Genomic DNA, 16,140 nt, shown 5'->3' with positions numbered 1-16,140 from the left:
GTTGTGTATAAGAGACATACCCAGGGGCGCGGGGAACTGCGCAGCCGGCCCCCACCCACCCGCACCCGGCAAACAGCCCGGTGCCGGCCAGTCCGAAGACTTGCCGGCACCGGGCTCCCACGCCCACCAAGACCCCCGTCCGTGGTGGGCCGCTCAGCCTGCGGAGCTATTCCGTCGCGATCGCGTTCAGCACGTTCATCCGGCCCGCCCGGAAGGCGGGGACCAGCGCGGCGAACAGCCCCACGAAGGCCGAGCCGATGAAGACGCCGATGATCGTCGGCCAGGGGATCTCCAGGACCTTCAGGCCCTCCAGGGCGAGGAGCTGCTGGGCGGTGGCGCCCCAGCCCATCCCCAGTCCGAGGCCCAGCAGCGCTCCGAAGAGGGCGATGACGACCGACTCCAGGCGGATCATGCGGCGGAGCTGGCGGCGGGAGAGCCCGATGGCACGCATCAGGCCGATCTCACGGGTCCGCTCCACCACCGACAGCGCCAGGGTGTTCACGACACCCAGCACCGCCACGATGATCGCGAGGGCCAGCAGGCCGTAGACCATGTTCAGGAGCTGGCCGATCTGGTCCTTGAGCTCCTGCTTGTAGTCGGTCTGGTCACGGACCTGGTACTGCGGGTACGGGTCCAGGGACTTCTTCAGGGCCGTGTACGCCGTCTTCTCCTGGCCCTCCTTGGCCGTGGCGAACATGATGTCGTTCGGCGGGATCTTGTCGGCCGGGAGGTACTTCTCCATCGTGGCGATGCTCATGTACCGCGCGCCCTTGTCGATGGCCACGTCGTCGTTCGTGATCGCCGCGACCTTCAGCTCGGCCGTCCGGCCGCCCTTGAAGGCGACGGTCATCGTGTCGCCGACCTTCACGCCGTGCTTCTTGGCGTAGTCGGAGCCGAGCGCCATCGCGTCCTTGCCGTAGGCCGCCGACAGCTCACCGGCGGTCGTCTCGCGGCGCAGGTCGCTCGCGTACGTCGGGTCCGCGGCCGTCACGCTGCTGTCCTCGGTCTTGCCGTCGGGCGAGGTCAGCTTGGCCTCGACCTCCTTGTAGCTGGTGACGTGCTCCAGCCCGGGCGTCGACTCGATGGCCTTCTGGGCCTGCGGCACGATCCGCTGGTTGCCCTGGACGATGAAGTCCGTGCCGACCGACTTGTCGAGTTCGTCGGTCGCGGAGGCCACCATCGAGGAGCCGACCACGGAGAGGCAGGCGACCAGTGCGAGGCCGATCATCAGGGCCGCGCCGGTGGCACCGGTGCGGCGCGGGTTGCGCAGCGCGTTCCGCTCCGCCAGCCGTCCCACGGGTCCGAAGCCGCGCAGCAGCACCGCGCTGAGGGCCCGGACCACGCCGCCCGCGAGGAGCGGGCCGATGATGACGAACCCGATCAGCGAGAGCACCACACCGGCGCCGAGCATCATCGAGCCGTCGCTCGCCTTGTCCGCGCCCGCCGCCGTGAAGAGCGCGGCGCCGCCGGCTCCCGTGAGGAGGAGGCCGATGATCCCCCGGATCCAGCCGGCCTTGCCGTCGGCCGGCGTACCGGCGTCGCGCAGCGCGGCCATCGGGGAGACCTTGCCCGCGCGGCGGGCGGGCAGATAGGCGGCGAGGACCGTGACGACGACACCGAGGACCAGGCCGATGACCGGGGTCGTGGTCTTCACCGTCAGGTCGGCGGTGGAGAGGTTCATGCCCGCCATCGACATGAGCTTCATCAGGCCGATCGCGATACCGACACCCGCGGCGACACCCAGGATCGAGCCGATGACACCGAGGAACAACGCCTCGATCAGCACGGACCGGTTGACCTGCTTGCGGGAGGAGCCGATCGCCCGCATCAGGCCGATCTCACGGGTGCGCTGGGCGACCAGCATCGAGAAGGTGTTGATGATCAGGAAGATGCCGACCAGGAAGGCGATTCCGGCGAAGCCGAGCATGGCGTACTTGATGACGTTCATGAACTCGCCGATGCCCTCGCGGTTCTCGTCCGAGAACTCCTTCTGCGTCTGGATCTTGTACGCCCCGGTGGCCTGCTCGGCACCGGCGAGCGTCGTGGAGACGTTCTGCTTCAGCTGTGTGTCGGTGACGCCCTGCGCCGCCGAGACGTAGATCTGTGTGAACCGGCCGGTGGCGCCGAGCAGTTCGCGCTGGGCGGTGGCGGTGTCGAAGTAGACGACGGCGGCACCGGGGTTGGTCACCTTGAAGGTGGCTATGCCGACGATCTTCGCCTTGAAGTCACCGGTGACGGCGATGGTGCGCAGCTCGTCACCCATCTTGAGGTCGTGCTTGTCCGCGGTGTCGGCGTCGACCATGACCTCGGTGGGCCCGCGCGGGGCGTGTCCGGAGGTGATCTCCATCGAACGCAGGTCGTTCTTCGTCCAGTTGCCCGCGATGGTCGGGGCGCCGGTGCTGGACCCCATGTTCTTGTTCTTGCTGTTGACGACGGTCACGTTCATCGAACTGACCGCGCCCTCGGCCGACTTGACGCCCTGCGCCTGCTGCGCCCGGGTGACGGTCGACGCGGGCAGCGACTCCGGCCTGCCGTTCTGCGGGGTGTCGTCGGCCTTGGCCGCCTTGGGGGAGATCGTGACGTCGGACGCGGTGGTCGCGAAGAGCTTGTCGAAGGTCGTGTTCATCGTGTCGGTGAAGACGAGCGTGCCGCACACGAAGGCCACCGAGAGCAGGACGGCGACGGCCGACAGGGCCATCCGCCCCTTGTGCGCGAAGAAGTTGCGCATCGAGGTCTTGAAGACGGTCATGACGTGCGCCCCCGGGCGTCGAAGTCCTTCATGCGGTCCAGGACGGCGTCCGCGGTGGGCCGGTACATCTCGTCGACGATCCGGCCGTCGGCGAGATACAGCACACGGTCCGCGTACGAGGCGGCCACCGGGTCGTGCGTGACCATCACGATGGTCTGGCCGAGCTCGTCCACCGAGCGGCGCAGGAAGCCCAGTACCTCGGCGCCGGCGCGGGAGTCGAGGTTTCCGGTCGGCTCGTCACCGAAGATGATCTCGGGCCGGGCGGCCAGCGCCCGGGCCACGGCGACGCGCTGCTGCTGGCCGCCGGAGAGCTGGTTGGGCCGGTGCTTGAGCCGGTCCTTGAGCCCGACGGTCTCCACGACCTGGGCCAGCCAGCCCTTGTCCGGCTTGCGGCCCGCGATGTCCATCGGCAGCGTGATGTTCTCCAGCGCGCTCAGCGTCGGCAGCAGGTTGAAGGCCTGGAAGATGAAGCCGATACGGTCCCGGCGGAGCTGCGTGAGCTTCTTGTCCTTGAGGCCGGTGATCTCGGTCTCGTCCAGGTAGATCTGCCCGGAGGAGACGGTGTCGAGTCCGGCGAGGCAGTGCATCAGTGTGGACTTGCCGGAGCCCGAGGGGCCCATGATCGCGGTGAACTGGCCGCGTGCGATGTCCACGTCGACCTGGTCGAGGGCGACGACGCGGGTCTCACCGGACCCGTACGCCTTCACGACCTGCCGCGCCCGTGCCGCGACGGCCGTACGTCCTCCAGTGCTGCCGTGCCTGGGAATGGTTACAGCCGATGTCACGGTATGTCTCCTAAGTCGGACGCCCTTGAGGACGACGGGATCTGCGGTTGTCGTGTAGGTCATGCGGTTGTGTCGTGCGGTCGCGCCGTGCGGAGTTCGTGCACACCGTGCGGTGACGGTGTTCGTTCACGCCGTGCGGTGACGGTGTTCGTTCACGCCGTGCGGTTACAGCGATAAGTCTGGCGGCGGCGGGTGGTCCACCGCGCTGGTGCCCAGCGCAGTCTTCTGCTGGGGTAAACCCCACCCCGGCAGGTGCGGTACGCCGCCCCCCAGCGGCATAAAGCCAGGTTAAGGAGCGCTTTCGCCCCTCTCCTCCTCCGGCGGTACGAACCCTCCCCGAGCCGTAGTACGGAGAGCCCCCTAGGGGATCTCCACCCTTCGGTGGACCCCTCTCAGGGACGCCTCCACCCACCAGCCCGGTCAGCGTCCACCCTCCCCCGACGTAAGGATCAAGTGGGAGAGTGTCTTCCGGCAGATAGATGCAGGGGGAAGGAATCCAGTGGGCCAGGGGGAAGACACCGAGATACCCGCCGCCAAGGAGGACGAGCCCGCCACCGCGCGGGCCGGGGCCCGCCCCCGCCGAGCCGTCGTCGCCTCGCTCATGCTCTGCATGGGTCTGGCCGCGCTCGACTCCACGATCGTGTCGACGGCCGTCCCGCAGATCGTCGGCGACCTGGGCGGCTTCTCCGTCTTCTCGTGGCTGTTCTCCGGCTATCTGCTCGCCGTGACGGTCACCCTGCCCGTGTACGGCAAGCTCTCCGACACCTTCGGCCGCAAGCCGGTGCTGATCGCCGGCTCGATCCTCTTCCTCCTCGGCTCCCTGCTCTGCGCGCTGGCCTGGAACATGGCGGCGCTGATCGCGTTCCGGATCGTCCAGGGCCTCGGCGGCGGCGCCCTCCAGGGCACGGTCCAGACCCTCGCCGCCGACCTCTACCCGCTCGAACAGCGCCCCAGGATCCAGGCCAGGCTGTCCACGGTCTGGGCCACCTCGGCGGTCGCGGGCCCGGCGCTCGGCGGGGTGCTCGCCGCGTACGCCGACTGGCGCTGGATCTTCCTCATCAACCTGCCGCTCGGCGCGGTCGCGCTCTGGCTGCTGATCCGCCACCTCCACGAGCCGCAGCGCGAACGGAGGAGCGCCGAGCGCCCCCGCATCGACTGGGCCGGCGCGCTCACGGTCTTCGCCTGCGGCGGCGTACTCCTGACGGCCCTGGTGCAGGGCGGGGTGGCCTGGCCATGGCTCTCACCGCCCTCAATCGCCTTGTTCGGTACGGGACTTGCCCTGATCGCCGCTCTCGTCCTCATCGAACGCCGGGCCGCCGAACCGATCATCCCCGGCTGGGTCTGGCGCCGCCGCACCATCGCCGCCGTGAACCTGGCACTCGGCGCGCTGGGCCTCCTGATGGTCGCCCCGACGGTCTTCCTCCCGACGTACGCGCAGTCGGTGCTCGGCCTCGCCCCCATCACCGCCGGATTCGTGCTCTCCGTATGGACGTTGAGCTGGCCGGTCTCGGCGGCCCTCAGCCAGCACGTCTACCGTCGCATCGGCTTCCGCAACACGGCGATGCTCGGCATCGGCACGGCCACGCTGATCCTGTTCGCCTTCCCCTTCCTCCCGTACCCCGGCGAGGCCTGGCAGCCCACGCTCCTGATGCTGCTGCTCGGCGGCGCGCTCGGGCTCTTCCAGCTCCCGCTGCTCGTCGGCGTCCAGTCGACGGTCGGCTGGTCCGAGCGCGGCACGGCCACCGCGTCCGTACTCTTCTGCCGCCAGACCGGCCAGACGATCGGCGCCGCACTCTTCGGCGCGGTCGCCAACGGGGTACTGGCCGCCCGGCTCGGCGGCGCGGGCGACCTGGACTCGGTGACCAGGGCACTCGACTCGGGCGCCCCCGGCGAACACGTGCGCCGAGCGGTCGCGGAGGCCGTCCACGCCGTCTACTTCGGCGCGGCCTGCGCGGCCGGACTCGCCTTCCTGGTCCTGCTGTTGGTGGCACCGCGCCGCTTCCCGGTGCTCAAGAACTCCGGGGACTGACCCCGAAGGGACATCCCCGACACCACGTCGGGGGTTCAGCCCTCCTCACGCAGGACGCCCGGTATCGGCCCGCCCAGGTCTGCTGGACGGATGGGACTCAACAGGCGCACGGCGATGAAGGCCGGCCTCCTGACGACCGCGGTGTCGGCACTGGGGCTGAACTCGGCGCACTCACAAGGCACTTCGGCCCCACCGCCCATCACCGTCCAGGGCGAGGCGGCGGTCCGGACGAACATCCCGGTCGTACGGGACCGCCGTGCGTCCGGGGGCAGTTACCTCGCCCTGAACACCAGAAAGAAGCCCCCGAAGGAGGGTTGGTACGCGACCTACACGGTCCGGGCCCCCGAGGCGGGCGTGTACGCGCTGACCGCGGTCGCCACGGCCCCGGTCGAGACACCGCACACCGAGGCGACGGCCTCGTACCTCCAACTCTCCCTGAACAACGGCGAGTTCGCGGAAATCGCCCGCTCCCAGCCGTACTGGTACGAGTCGAAGCCGGCCTGGGGCGGTCTCTCCGTCCTCGAACTCGACGAGCTCGAACTCCGGCGCGGCGAGAACACGTTGACGTTCCGGGTGACGGAACCGACGGTCCTGGAGACCGGCACGGCGTACGCGCTCGCGCTGGACCGCTTCACGCTGCGACGGCAGGAGGGGGTGGAGCTGCGCGAGGTCCACGCGGGCGGCGACGGCACGCTGAGCACGTACCGGCACGGGGAGCCCGCGAGCCTGACCCTCGGTCTGAACGGCCGCGCCGACGCCCCGTGCCGCGTGCGCTACACCGTCGTCGACTACTTCGGGGAACGGGCCGCGGAGGGGTACGCGACGATCGCGGCCGGTGAGACGACGGTGAAGGTCCCGATCCCCCAACTCCCGCCCGGAAACTACCGGGTCGCCGCATCCGGCGCCGACGCCAGTGCCCACGCCGATGCCGATGCCAGTGCTGCCGACGGGGTGGTGGGCCACTTCGCGTGCCTGCCCGCGCTCCCCGCCGTGTCCGGCGAGGCCAACCGCTTCGGCGTCAACGTCTGGGCCACCTCCCTCCTGCCCCCCGCCCGCCTGGACGCCTTCGCCGCCGCGATGCGGGACATGGGCGCGGGCTGGATACGGGACGGCCAGGCATGGCCCGCGGCCGAGCCGGCCCCGGGCACGTACGACACGGAGCACCACGACCGGGTCACGCGGACGATGCGCCGTCACGGCCTCTCGCCCCTGGAGGTCGTGTCCCCCGCCCCGGAGTGGGCCATGACGGCCGCCTCGCTCCCCCTCCCGGCGGACCTGCGCCACGCGTACCGCTACGCCCGGCGCCTGGCCTCCGGCCACCCCGCCGCCGTCCAGCTCTCCAACGAGCCCGACGTGGACGTCACCAGCAGCACCGGCGACGCCCACGCGGCCTTCGTGAAGGCGGCGGCACTGGGCATCGCGGACACCCCCGACCCACCTCTCGTGGTCCTGCCGGGCATCGCGCAGGCGGGCCACTTCCAGGACCTGCTGCTGGCGAACGACGTCGTGCGGTACGCGGACGTGTGGGCGTTCCACGGCTACCCGGACCCGGCCGAGCAGGGCGAACCGACGTTCCCCGGGGCGGCGGAGGAACAGCGCGAGCTGGCCGAGCGGCTCGGTGCGGGTGAGGTGCCGCGGTGGATGACGGAGTGCGGCGCGTTCTTCGCGGTGCGGCCGGGCATCGACCTCACGCCCGCCCAACAAGCGGTCCAGGCCCGATACTTGGTCCGCTCGATGGTGGAGGGGCTGGCGGCGGGAAACGCCCGGCAGTTCTGGTTCGCGGGTCCGCCGCTCCACGACGACGGCGTGTACTTCGGGCTGCTGAGCCGGGAGTTCCAGCCGCTGCCCGCGTACAGCGCGTGCGCGGCACTGACGTCGTTGCTGGGCGAGGCGCACTTCGCCGGCCCGGTGAGCGGGTTGCCCACCGGGGCCGTCGGCCTCGAATTCGACTCGGGGCGGGGCGAGTCGGTACGGGTGCTGTGGGCGGCGAAGCCGGTGCGGGTCCCCGTCCCGGGGGCGACGGTGTACGACGTCATGGGCAGGCGGGCGGGGACGGGCGGGAGTGCGGTGACCGTCTCGCGGGACCCGGTGTACGTGGTCGCCCCGGGCGGCGACCCGACCCGGCCTGTTCGCGCGCCCCGCCGCGTCCTCTCCCCCGCCGACCACATCGTCCTCAGCCAGCGCTACTCCGCCCGTAACGCCGCCCCCAACAAGGACAACGGCGACGCGGAACCCCCGCTGGGCTACCGCCTGTCCCGCCGCACCCGGATGTCCCTGGACGTCTACAACTTCACCTCCACCTCACGGACAGTGACGGTGAAGGCGCGCCCGGCCGGGGGCTGGTCGGCACGGGCGGACGGTCCGACGCGGGTCGAGGTCCCGCCCCAGGGCCGTAGGACGGTCGACTTCACCGTCACGGCGACCGGTGGGGTGAAGCGCCGGACCGACCACCGCCTGCAGTTCACGGCGACCCTCGACGGCGACGAGGTTCCGGCGTCGGTGGCACTGGTCCAACTCAAGTGAGCGGGCCGCACTTGGGGCACTGGCACAGCGGGTAGCGCGTCGGCGACTCGATCGGCGGGGCCTCACGCGCGGGCTCGTACGTCACACGCGGGCCCCAGGTCCGCCCGCTGTCCCGGGAGACCCGGAGGGTGATGTACGGGCCGGGGGCCTTGCTGTCCGTCGCGTCCACTGCTGCCGCCTTTCACTGTCTGTGTCGATCAAGACACAGAGTGGCGTCACCGTGGGTACGCTCAACAGACAGCGGAGCGTGACAAGCAAACCTGCACGTACGGGAGTTGCACACATGGCGATCGAGGACAATCCGCAGTCTCGGGTGAAGTACGGCGAGGAGCTGCGGCGGCTCCGCGAGGCGGCGGGCCTCACGCAGGAAGAGCTGAGCCAGCGGGCGGTGATGTCACGCACGCACATCGCCCACATCGAGGCGGGGCGGCGACGGCCGGACGTGGATGACGCGCGGCGACTGGATCAGGTGCTGGGCACGGGTGGGTTTTTCGTGCGGTTTCTGCCGACGCTGGATGGCAGGAAGGTGGCGGAACACTTCGCGGAGGCTGCGGAGTTGGAGCTGCAGGCCACCGTCATCAGGCAGTACGCCGCCACGCTGGTGCCGGGGTTTCTGCAGACGGAGGCCTATGCCCGTGAGGTTCTCGGTTCTGGGCACCCGGCCAAGAGGATCGAGGAACGTGACAGGCTCCTTGTCACACGCCTTGAACGAGCACGCATCCTCAAGGACTTCGAGTCACCGCAGGTGTGGATACTGCTCGGCGAGGCAGTGCTGCGCCAGATGATCGGTGGTCCGGCCGTCATGTGCGAGCAGCTTCGTCACATCGTGGAACTGGGTGAGAGCCGCCGCATCCGCGTGCATGTGCTGCCCTTCCGAGTCGGAGCCCATGCCGCCCTGGAAGGACCGGTCAAGCTCATGTGGTTCCAGGACCTCCCGCCCGTGGCATACGTGGAAGGCTTGAAATCGGGCCGGGTCTGGGAACTCCCTTCCGTGGTGCGGCAATGCGAAGAGGTCTACAACCACGCGCTGGGCGATGCGCTGTCGCACCGTAAGTCCCTGGCGTTGATCAGATCCGTCGCGGAGGATTACGAGCATGAAGCGCAGTGAGCACATGGTCCCGGACGCCTCGGCACTGCCCGGGTGGCGAAAGTCCAGTTACAGCGGCGAAAGCGGCGGCGACTGCGTCGAAGTGAACGACTCCGCCCTCCCCGCCCGCATCCCCGTCCGCGACAGCAAGAACCCCTGCGGCCCCGCCATCACCTTCTCCGCGCCCGCCTGGACGGCCTTCGTCACCGCCCTCCGGTGAACCACCTGCTGAAGCCTCGCGGGCGGCATACCAACTGGACATACTGGTTGAGGAGTTGCCCGTAGGGCGACAGCCGACCGGGGGTGTGATGACAGCGAGTACGGGCACCACACGCGGCGGCACCCTCTTCGGCGCGGCCGCCGCACTCGCGGTCGTGGCGGGCGGCGCGGTCGCCGCACTCGCCCCCGTGCACGACACCGTCTGGCCTGACGGGCCGGTGCTGCTCATCGAGTGGGTACTGCTCGCCGCGGTCGCCGTGTGGTGCACCGAACTGGCCGTCGCCCGCGCCGCGCAGACCCGTACGTACACCGATGCCGACGGACCCCGCGCGCTACGGCTCGGTGCCACCGGCATCCTGGCGACAGCCCTGACGGCGGAACTGATCCTGATCACCGCCAGATACGCCGAGGACCACGCCTACGGGATGGCCTGGGCGTCCGGTGGCGTACTCCTCGCCCTGTTCGCGGGCGCCACGTGGCGCAGCTCCGTCCTCAGTGACGAACACGGCTCGGGCCACACCCCGTCCGACACCGCCCTGGTCGGTGCCGCCTTCGTACTGGCCGAGGCCTGCGGCGCCTGGCTGACCGCGCGCTTCGCCGCGGAGGGACCGCTCTGGGCGGCCTGGGCCCTCGGGTTCGCGATGGTGGCGCTGGCCGCGGGCTTCTGGCTGTCCGACTCGCAGTCCCGGCAGGCCCGGTCGACGTACGGGAAGGTGTTCGGGTCCGCCGCGGTACTGGGCTTCGCGGGTGTCGTGGCGCGCTCCGCCGTGCACGGGGAGACCGTGGCCGTGTGGTGGCTGGTCGGCGCCGTGGTGGGGGTTCCGCTGGTCGGCTTGGGGGCGCTGTACCTCTGGGCCTTCCTCGCGGCGCTGCTGGACGCGGGCGGTCGCGGCAGGGCGGCCTCACCGGCGGCGCAGTTCGCCGGGGTTCTCGTGCCGCTGGCGAGTCTGGCCTGGGCGGCCTGGGACGAGGAGTCGTGGAGCGGGCGAGGCCCCGGCGGCGGCCGGCTGCTGGACGCGAGTTACCTCACGTTGGCGGGCGCGGTCCTGCTGCTGGCGCAGAACGTCGTACTGGTCTGGACACACCCGGCGCCACCATGGCACGTCGCGGCGAAACTGGCTTACGAGGTACGCAGGCGGGCAGAGGCGGAACCCGAGCGTCCGAGGCCTTCGAATCACCCCGATCCGTCCGGCCGCGCATACAGGGACCCCCACTACGAGCGCGAGCTGGAATGGTGGAGGGCGGCCCGGGATCGCCGCCGCGCATCCTTCCGCGACCTGGCGGAGAACGAGAGCGAGGCGCTCACCGCCCTCCAACGGCTCACGTATCCCCTGCAGTCCGCCGCCGTGATCACGGTCCACCGGCATACCGCCATCAAGACCGGGCTTGCCATCGACGAGATCTGGCCCCGGATCGGACTGGTCGCCTCGGACCAGGTGAAACGGCAGGTGCAGGGCAAGGAACGGGGTGTGACGGCCTGGCGGATCGTCGTCGCAAGCGCCGTGTGCACGGCGGGGGTGTGGCTGCTCATCGCGCTCACCGGCCTCGGCGGCTTCCGGCTGGAGGGCGCCTGGCCTGCGCTGCTCGCCGCGGGGCCGCTGCTCGTGGCGGCGTTCGCGGTCACGCAGGCGCGCCGGCTGCTGGTCGAGGAGTACAAGGAGAAGGCGGACGCGGTCGAGGTCCTCCGCTACGACCTGGCGAAGCGCCTGCACCTCGCGCCGGAGGGCCCCTTGGACATGCTCAGGCTGGCCTCCGAGCTGAGTGACGACCGCGCGCCCTACTCGTATCCGGGCAGCCTTCCACCGCGGTGGCCCGTGGAGGACCCCGAGTTCGGCGCAGGCGCCCGGCCCGAACGGCTCGCCGCCGAAGTGGCCGCCCTGGTCCGCGGCGACATCCGCGCCGACGTACGCCAGGCGGTCAGCGACGAGTACGCCTCCCTGCTCCAGCAGAATCCGGCCCGCGCCGAACTCGCCGCCCCCGACCTCGCCCAGCTCGCGCGGGACATCGCCGAGAGCGCGGCCGAGCCCGTGAGCGCCCATCTCAAGAGCCATCTGACGGATCTGCAGCAGAAGTTCCACCAGGACGTGCGGGCCACGATCCGCTCCTCGCTGGAGGATTCCGTGACCGGTGCTCCCCTGACGAACTTCGTCGGCTATCTCGCGATCGAGTTGGACAAGAGGGCACAGGAGGACGGCGAGCAGCAGCTCGTACGGGCCGAGGGCGGGACGATCAAGGCACCCGCGGGCCGCCGCGTGGACCTGGTGGTCTCCGTCGTGCGCGACCCCCGCGCACAGACTCTCGCCTCGGTCGTCGCGAGCCGCCCGGGTGCGGACTTCTTCGTCCTCGAGCCGGTACGGGTCGAGGGCGGCAGGGACGCCGAGACCGTGTCGTTCGACGCGATGGCCGACAGCTCGACGCTCACTCCGCTGCCCCAGCGCAAGAACCTGCTCGTCACCGACGAGAAGCAGACGGCCTTCGGGTTCCGGCTGCCGTCGGAGGCGGGCAGCCACGAGGTGTGGCTCCAGCTCTACCAGGCGGCCCACCTCGTCCAGGTCGTCGCCCTGAAGATCGAGGCGGAGGCCGCTCCGCCGGACGAGGCGACGGTCGACGAATGAACGAAGCACGGCCGCCGGATGTCTCCGTGCGTGTTCTGGCCACCGGTGAAGCGACCCGGCTGGAGTTCACGGCCCGCCGCCGGGGCGTCCCGCCGGTGCGCGCCACCCTCGTCGGCAGCGACGCGCTGCTCAGGGTCCGGCAGGAACTGGACGCGGGACTGACCCGGCTCAAGGACGAACTCACCGCGTTCTCCGTCGAGGACAAGGACCTCAACCGGGTCTTCCAGAGCCTGCACGGCCTCGGCCGCACCCTGCTCTTCATCCTGTTCGGCTCGCAGCAGGCCGTCCTGAAGGAACTGCAGAAGTTCTGGAACGAGGCTCTGCCCTTCGGCATGAACCCGGAACTGCCGCCCCCGCTCGTCGAATGCGTAGGCGGCAGGGAAGGCTTCCTGCCCCTGGAGTTCCTGCCGCTGTTCCGGATGTTCCCCGGGGCGCCCGTCGAGACTCCGGGCGACTTCGCCACGGCCTGCCACTCACTCGTCGGCTTCTCGTGTGTGGTGCGCCGCGCCATGCTGCCCGCCCCGGTCCACGGCGGGACCACGCTGGACACCGGGCCCCTGGGTCGCGTCCCCGCCCGCTATCTCTACTACGAACACCTCTCGGGAGCCGTCGAGGAACTGGCCTGGTTCGCCGAGGCCGGAGTCGCGCACATCGACCTCGAAGGCCCGTACCCCGACGGCGCGGACCACGCTCCGGGCCTCGCCGAGCAGATCTTCGACCCCCGGCTCCTCCTCGACGGCACACTGCGTGAACTGCCGGACCAGGTCCAGCACTTCGCCTGCCACTGCTACACCCGCTCCGACGACACGCTCGCCGCCGAGATCGAACTCAGCGGCGCCGGCCGGCACTCCCGCACCACGCTCGGTGCCCTCGGCGCGGACCTCGTCGCCCTGGGCGCGAGCCAGGAGCTGCGTACCTTCGACCTGCCGCTGGTGATGATGAACGCGTGCGGCTCGGGCCGGATGCGCGCCCCGGGGGCGCCGTCGTTCCCGTACCTCTTCCTCATGAACGGCAACCGCGGCTTCATCGGCACCGAGACGGAGATCCCGGACGACATCGCCGCCGCCTTCTCCAAAGCGCTGTACGACCGTTTCCTCGTCCGCAGGATCCCGCTGGGCCGCGCACTCCTCGAATCCCGGCGGCACCTCCTGCACACGCTGCGCAATCCGCTCGGCCTGACATATGCCGCGTACGCCGATCCCGGCCTGCACGTCCGTCCGACCCCCGAGGAGAACCCGCATGTCGCAGCCCCAGCCTTCCCCTGACGCCGTGGAAGCCCCTGTCACCCCTGTCGCCCCAGGCACGATCAGCGTTCTCGGTCTGGAGGACACCGATCAGGGACGCACCGACCGGCTGGCCTTCCGGCGGCTGGAGGAATGGCGGGCCGCCCGTACGGAGATTCCCGCCGAGGAACTCCAGTCCCGCCTCGGGGACTTCGTGGCCACCATGCGCGGTGTGATCGCCTCCCTGCCCCAGAAGGCGGGCGAGTTCCAGCTGAACGAGGTCACGTTCAGCGCCGAGGTGAGCGCCAAGGGCACGGTGTCGCTGCTCGGCTCCGGCGGCGAACTGGCCGGGCAGGCGGGGATCACCTTCACGTTCACCCGGGCCGAAACTCCGAGCTGACCCCGAGTCGAGTCCGAGTCAGCCCCGAACCGAGCCCGAACTGCCCCTGGCCGAACCCGAGTTGACGACGGACAAATCAGGAACAGAAGCACTACCCACGTAAACATGGTTAACGGCGGTAACACCCCAGGTCAGCGAAGTAAGCGCATACCGACCAGTTAGTTTGGTGAAACCCTCGCGCAGGCCTGCTACTTGCGAGTAGCGTGCGTCCTCGCTCACCCCCCGCTCCCTGCGGTCCGAACCGGGCCCGAGCCACGCAAGGAGAACCGGGATGTCTTACGACTCGTCCCCGTCGTACCCCGTTCCGCCGCACCATCCGCCCCACAACTCGTCACCGTCCTACTCGACGTACCCGTCACAGCCGACGTATCCGTGGGCTCCGCAACAGCCGGATCCCGAACCCGCCAGACAGCCGAACCGGCATCGCCACACCGCTCTCGGGCACCACAGCGACCTGCGGGTGCTGCGCACCGCGTACCGCTGGCAGCGGCGCGTGGCGACGCTGACCGCGCTCGGCTACTTCACGCTGTTCCTCGTCCTGTCCGCGTGGGCGCCGTCGTTCATGACGAGGGAGGTGGCCGACGGGCTGCCCCTCGGCCTGCTCCTTGGCCTGTTCCAGATGCCCGTCACCTGCGTGGCGATCGCGCTGTACGAGTACACGGCCCGCCGGGGCGTGGACCCGATCGCCGAGCGGATACGGAAGCAGACGGAGCTCGACACCAAGCGGGCGGAGGCGGGCAGGTGACCGGCTTCAGCAGTTCCGCCCAGGCGATGTCGCTCGTGGCGTTCACGGTCGTGGCGACCATCACGCTGTTGCTGTGCGTGATGACGGGCCCGGACCGGGACGACCTCGACGAGTTCTACACGGGGTACGGCTCCCTCTCCCCCATGCGCAACGGCCTGGCCATCGCGGGCGACTACATCTCCGCGGCCACCGTGCTGGGCACGGGCGGCGTGATCGCGTTCTTCGGGTACGACGGTGTCGTACTCGCCCTCAGCACGGCCCTGTCCCTCATGCTGCTGATGTTCCTGCTGGCCGAACCCCTGCGGAACGCAGGCCGGTTCACCATGGGCGACGCACTGGCACGGCGGATGCCGGGCCGGGCGGTACGCATCACGGCGTGCGCGGCGACACTGGCCGCGCTGCTCCCGCTGATGCTGGTCCAACTCGCCGGAACCGGCGACCTGCTGGCGTTCATCCTCGGCTTCTCCAGCGAAGGACTGAAGACGGGCTGCATCATCGGGCTCGGCGCGCTGATGATCAGCTACGCGGCGATCGGCGGTATGAAGGGCACCGCCCTGATCCAGATCCTGAAAATCGTGATGCTGCTCGGCTCGGGCGCCGTCATCGCCGTACTCATCCTGAACAAGTTCGACTGGAATCTCGGCGGCCTGTTCGACCAGGCGGCGCGGAGCAGCGGGGCCGGATCCGCGTTCCTCAGCTCGGGGCTGCAGTTCGCGGGCGGGCCCAACCCCCGCCTGGACATGATCAGTTCGGAGCTGACGGTGGTCCTCGGCGGGGCCTGTCTGCCGCACATCACCATGCGTATGTACACGGCGGGCAGCACGCGTCAGATACGCCGTTCGATGTCCTGGGCGGTGCCGGCCGTGGCGCTGTTCGTGCTGATCATCACGGTCGTCGGGTTCGGGGCGACGGCACTGATCGGGCGCGAGGCGATCGCGGCGGAGGACCCGCAGGGCAACACGGCGTATCTGCTGGGCGCGCGGGCCGCGTTCGGGGCGGACGTCTCGACGGCCGAGACGCTGCTGTTCACCACCGTCACTGCGGCGATCTTCCTGACGGTCCTCGCCTCTGTCGCCGGGATGATCCTCGCCTGCGCCAACTCCCTTGCGCATGACGTCTTCGCGCACGGCAAGAAGCAGTTGTCGCCGCGTCGGGAGATGACTCTGGCGCGGGCCTCCGCGGCGGCGGTCGGCATTCCGGCGATCCTGCTGGCCACGCTGGTCCAGCACCACAGCCTGCAGCCGCTGGTGACGCTGTCGTTCTGCCTCGGCGCGTCCGCCATCGCGCCGGCGCTCGTCTACAGCCTGTTCTGGCGGCGGTACACCCGGGCCGGGCTGATGTGCACGCTCATCGGCGGCTCGGTGAGCACGCTCGTTCTGATGACCGGTACGAATCTGGTGTCCGGGTCGCCCATCTCGGCCTTCCCCGGCCACGACTTCACGTGGTTCCCCTTCACCACGACCGGGATCGTCTCCATCCCGCTGGGCTTCCTCTTCGGCTGGCTCGGCACGGTGGCCTCCGGCCGGGGGGCGGCGGAGGAACAGCGCAAGCAGTATGAGGCTGTGGAGGGATGGATTCTCGCGGGGGCTGTTCGGAGGGGCGACTGAGGGGGTGCGGCTGAGGGTGGTGTGTCGGCTACCGGCCGGCGGGGGTTGTTCGCGCAGTTCCCCGCGCCCCTTAGGGGTGGCTGAGGGTTGTGTGTTGGCTGCGGGTCGGTCGTGGTTGATCGCGCAGTTCCCCGCGCCCCTAAAAGCGGGGGGCGCCC

The 16,140-nt window shown here is 70.2% G+C and carries 12 protein-coding genes; 9 read left to right on the top strand and 3 right to left on the bottom strand.

The window, feature by feature from the left end:
* Positions 1-166: 166 nt before the first annotated feature.
* Positions 167-2,749 carry an ABC transporter permease gene (locus ACFWXQ_RS43760; protein WP_383952397.1) on the bottom strand — a complete coding sequence of 861 codons (2,583 nt, stop codon included), beginning with the start codon at positions 2,747-2,749 and terminating at the stop codon, positions 167-169.
* Complete coding sequence (locus ACFWXQ_RS43755; protein WP_055613522.1) at positions 2,746-3,534, bottom strand: ABC transporter ATP-binding protein; 789 nt, start codon at positions 3,532-3,534, stop codon at positions 2,746-2,748. Before ACFWXQ_RS43755 ends, ACFWXQ_RS43760 begins: the two co-directional genes overlap by 4 nt.
* A gap of 523 nt (positions 3,535-4,057) precedes the next feature.
* Between ACFWXQ_RS43755 and ACFWXQ_RS43750 the strand changes: the two genes are divergently transcribed.
* Positions 4,058-5,563 carry an MFS transporter gene (locus tag ACFWXQ_RS43750; protein ID WP_383952416.1) on the top strand — a complete coding sequence of 502 codons (1,506 nt, stop codon included), beginning with the start codon at positions 4,058-4,060 and terminating at the stop codon, positions 5,561-5,563.
* A 90-nt stretch (positions 5,564-5,653) separates the two neighbouring features.
* Positions 5,654-8,086, top strand: a complete 2,433-nt coding sequence (locus tag ACFWXQ_RS43745; protein WP_383952400.1) for a hypothetical protein — start codon at positions 5,654-5,656, stop codon at positions 8,084-8,086.
* Here ACFWXQ_RS43745 and ACFWXQ_RS43740 read toward each other — a convergent pair.
* Complete coding sequence (locus ACFWXQ_RS43740) at positions 8,079-8,255, bottom strand: hypothetical protein (RefSeq protein WP_383952402.1); 177 nt, start codon at positions 8,253-8,255, stop codon at positions 8,079-8,081. The genes ACFWXQ_RS43745 and ACFWXQ_RS43740 overlap by 8 nt on opposite strands.
* Positions 8,256-8,369: 114 nt before the next feature.
* Here ACFWXQ_RS43740 and ACFWXQ_RS43735 point away from each other — a divergent pair, with 114 nt between their 5' ends.
* The 7 genes from ACFWXQ_RS43735 to ACFWXQ_RS43705 all read left to right on the top strand — a co-directional run bounded on the left by ACFWXQ_RS43735 (position 8,370) and on the right by ACFWXQ_RS43705 (position 15,982).
* Entirely contained in the window at positions 8,370-9,194 is an 825-nt protein-coding gene (locus ACFWXQ_RS43735) for a Scr1 family TA system antitoxin-like transcriptional regulator (protein ID WP_386270324.1), read from the top strand.
* Positions 9,181-9,393: a DUF397 domain-containing protein gene (locus ACFWXQ_RS43730; protein ID WP_383952406.1), complete on the top strand. Its 213-nt coding sequence runs from the start codon at positions 9,181-9,183 to the stop codon at positions 9,391-9,393. Before ACFWXQ_RS43735 ends, ACFWXQ_RS43730 begins: the two co-directional genes overlap by 14 nt.
* An 88-nt stretch (positions 9,394-9,481) precedes the next feature.
* Positions 9,482-12,007, top strand: coding sequence for a hypothetical protein (locus ACFWXQ_RS43725; protein WP_383952408.1), 2,526 nt, complete (start codon positions 9,482-9,484; stop codon positions 12,005-12,007).
* Positions 12,004-13,272: a CHAT domain-containing protein gene (locus ACFWXQ_RS43720; RefSeq protein ID WP_383952410.1), complete on the top strand. Its 1,269-nt coding sequence runs from the start codon at positions 12,004-12,006 to the stop codon at positions 13,270-13,272. The genes ACFWXQ_RS43725 and ACFWXQ_RS43720 overlap by 4 nt, the downstream gene beginning before the upstream one ends.
* A complete protein-coding gene (locus tag ACFWXQ_RS43715; protein WP_383952412.1) occupies positions 13,247-13,630 on the top strand; it encodes a hypothetical protein in 384 nt (127 codons plus the stop codon). Before ACFWXQ_RS43720 ends, ACFWXQ_RS43715 begins: the two co-directional genes overlap by 26 nt.
* Positions 13,631-13,901: 271 nt before the next feature.
* On the top strand, positions 13,902-14,375 hold the full coding sequence (locus tag ACFWXQ_RS43710; RefSeq protein ID WP_383952414.1) for a DUF485 domain-containing protein: 474 nt from the start codon (positions 13,902-13,904) through the stop codon (positions 14,373-14,375).
* A 26-nt stretch (positions 14,376-14,401) separates the two neighbouring features.
* The gene (locus ACFWXQ_RS43705; RefSeq protein WP_383952418.1) at positions 14,402-15,982 is read left to right on the top strand and encodes a cation acetate symporter; all 1,581 of its coding nucleotides are present in this window, start codon (positions 14,402-14,404) and stop codon (positions 15,980-15,982) included.
* Positions 15,983-16,140: the final 158 nt, after the last annotated feature.

Origin of the sequence: Streptomyces sp. NPDC058697, assembly GCF_042715345.1 — a bacterium.
Classification (GTDB): Bacteria; Actinomycetota; Actinomycetes; order Streptomycetales; family Streptomycetaceae; genus Streptomyces; species Streptomyces liliifuscus.
Note: the sequence above shows the minus strand (reverse complement) of the source record. Positions and strands in the feature narration are given on the sequence as shown.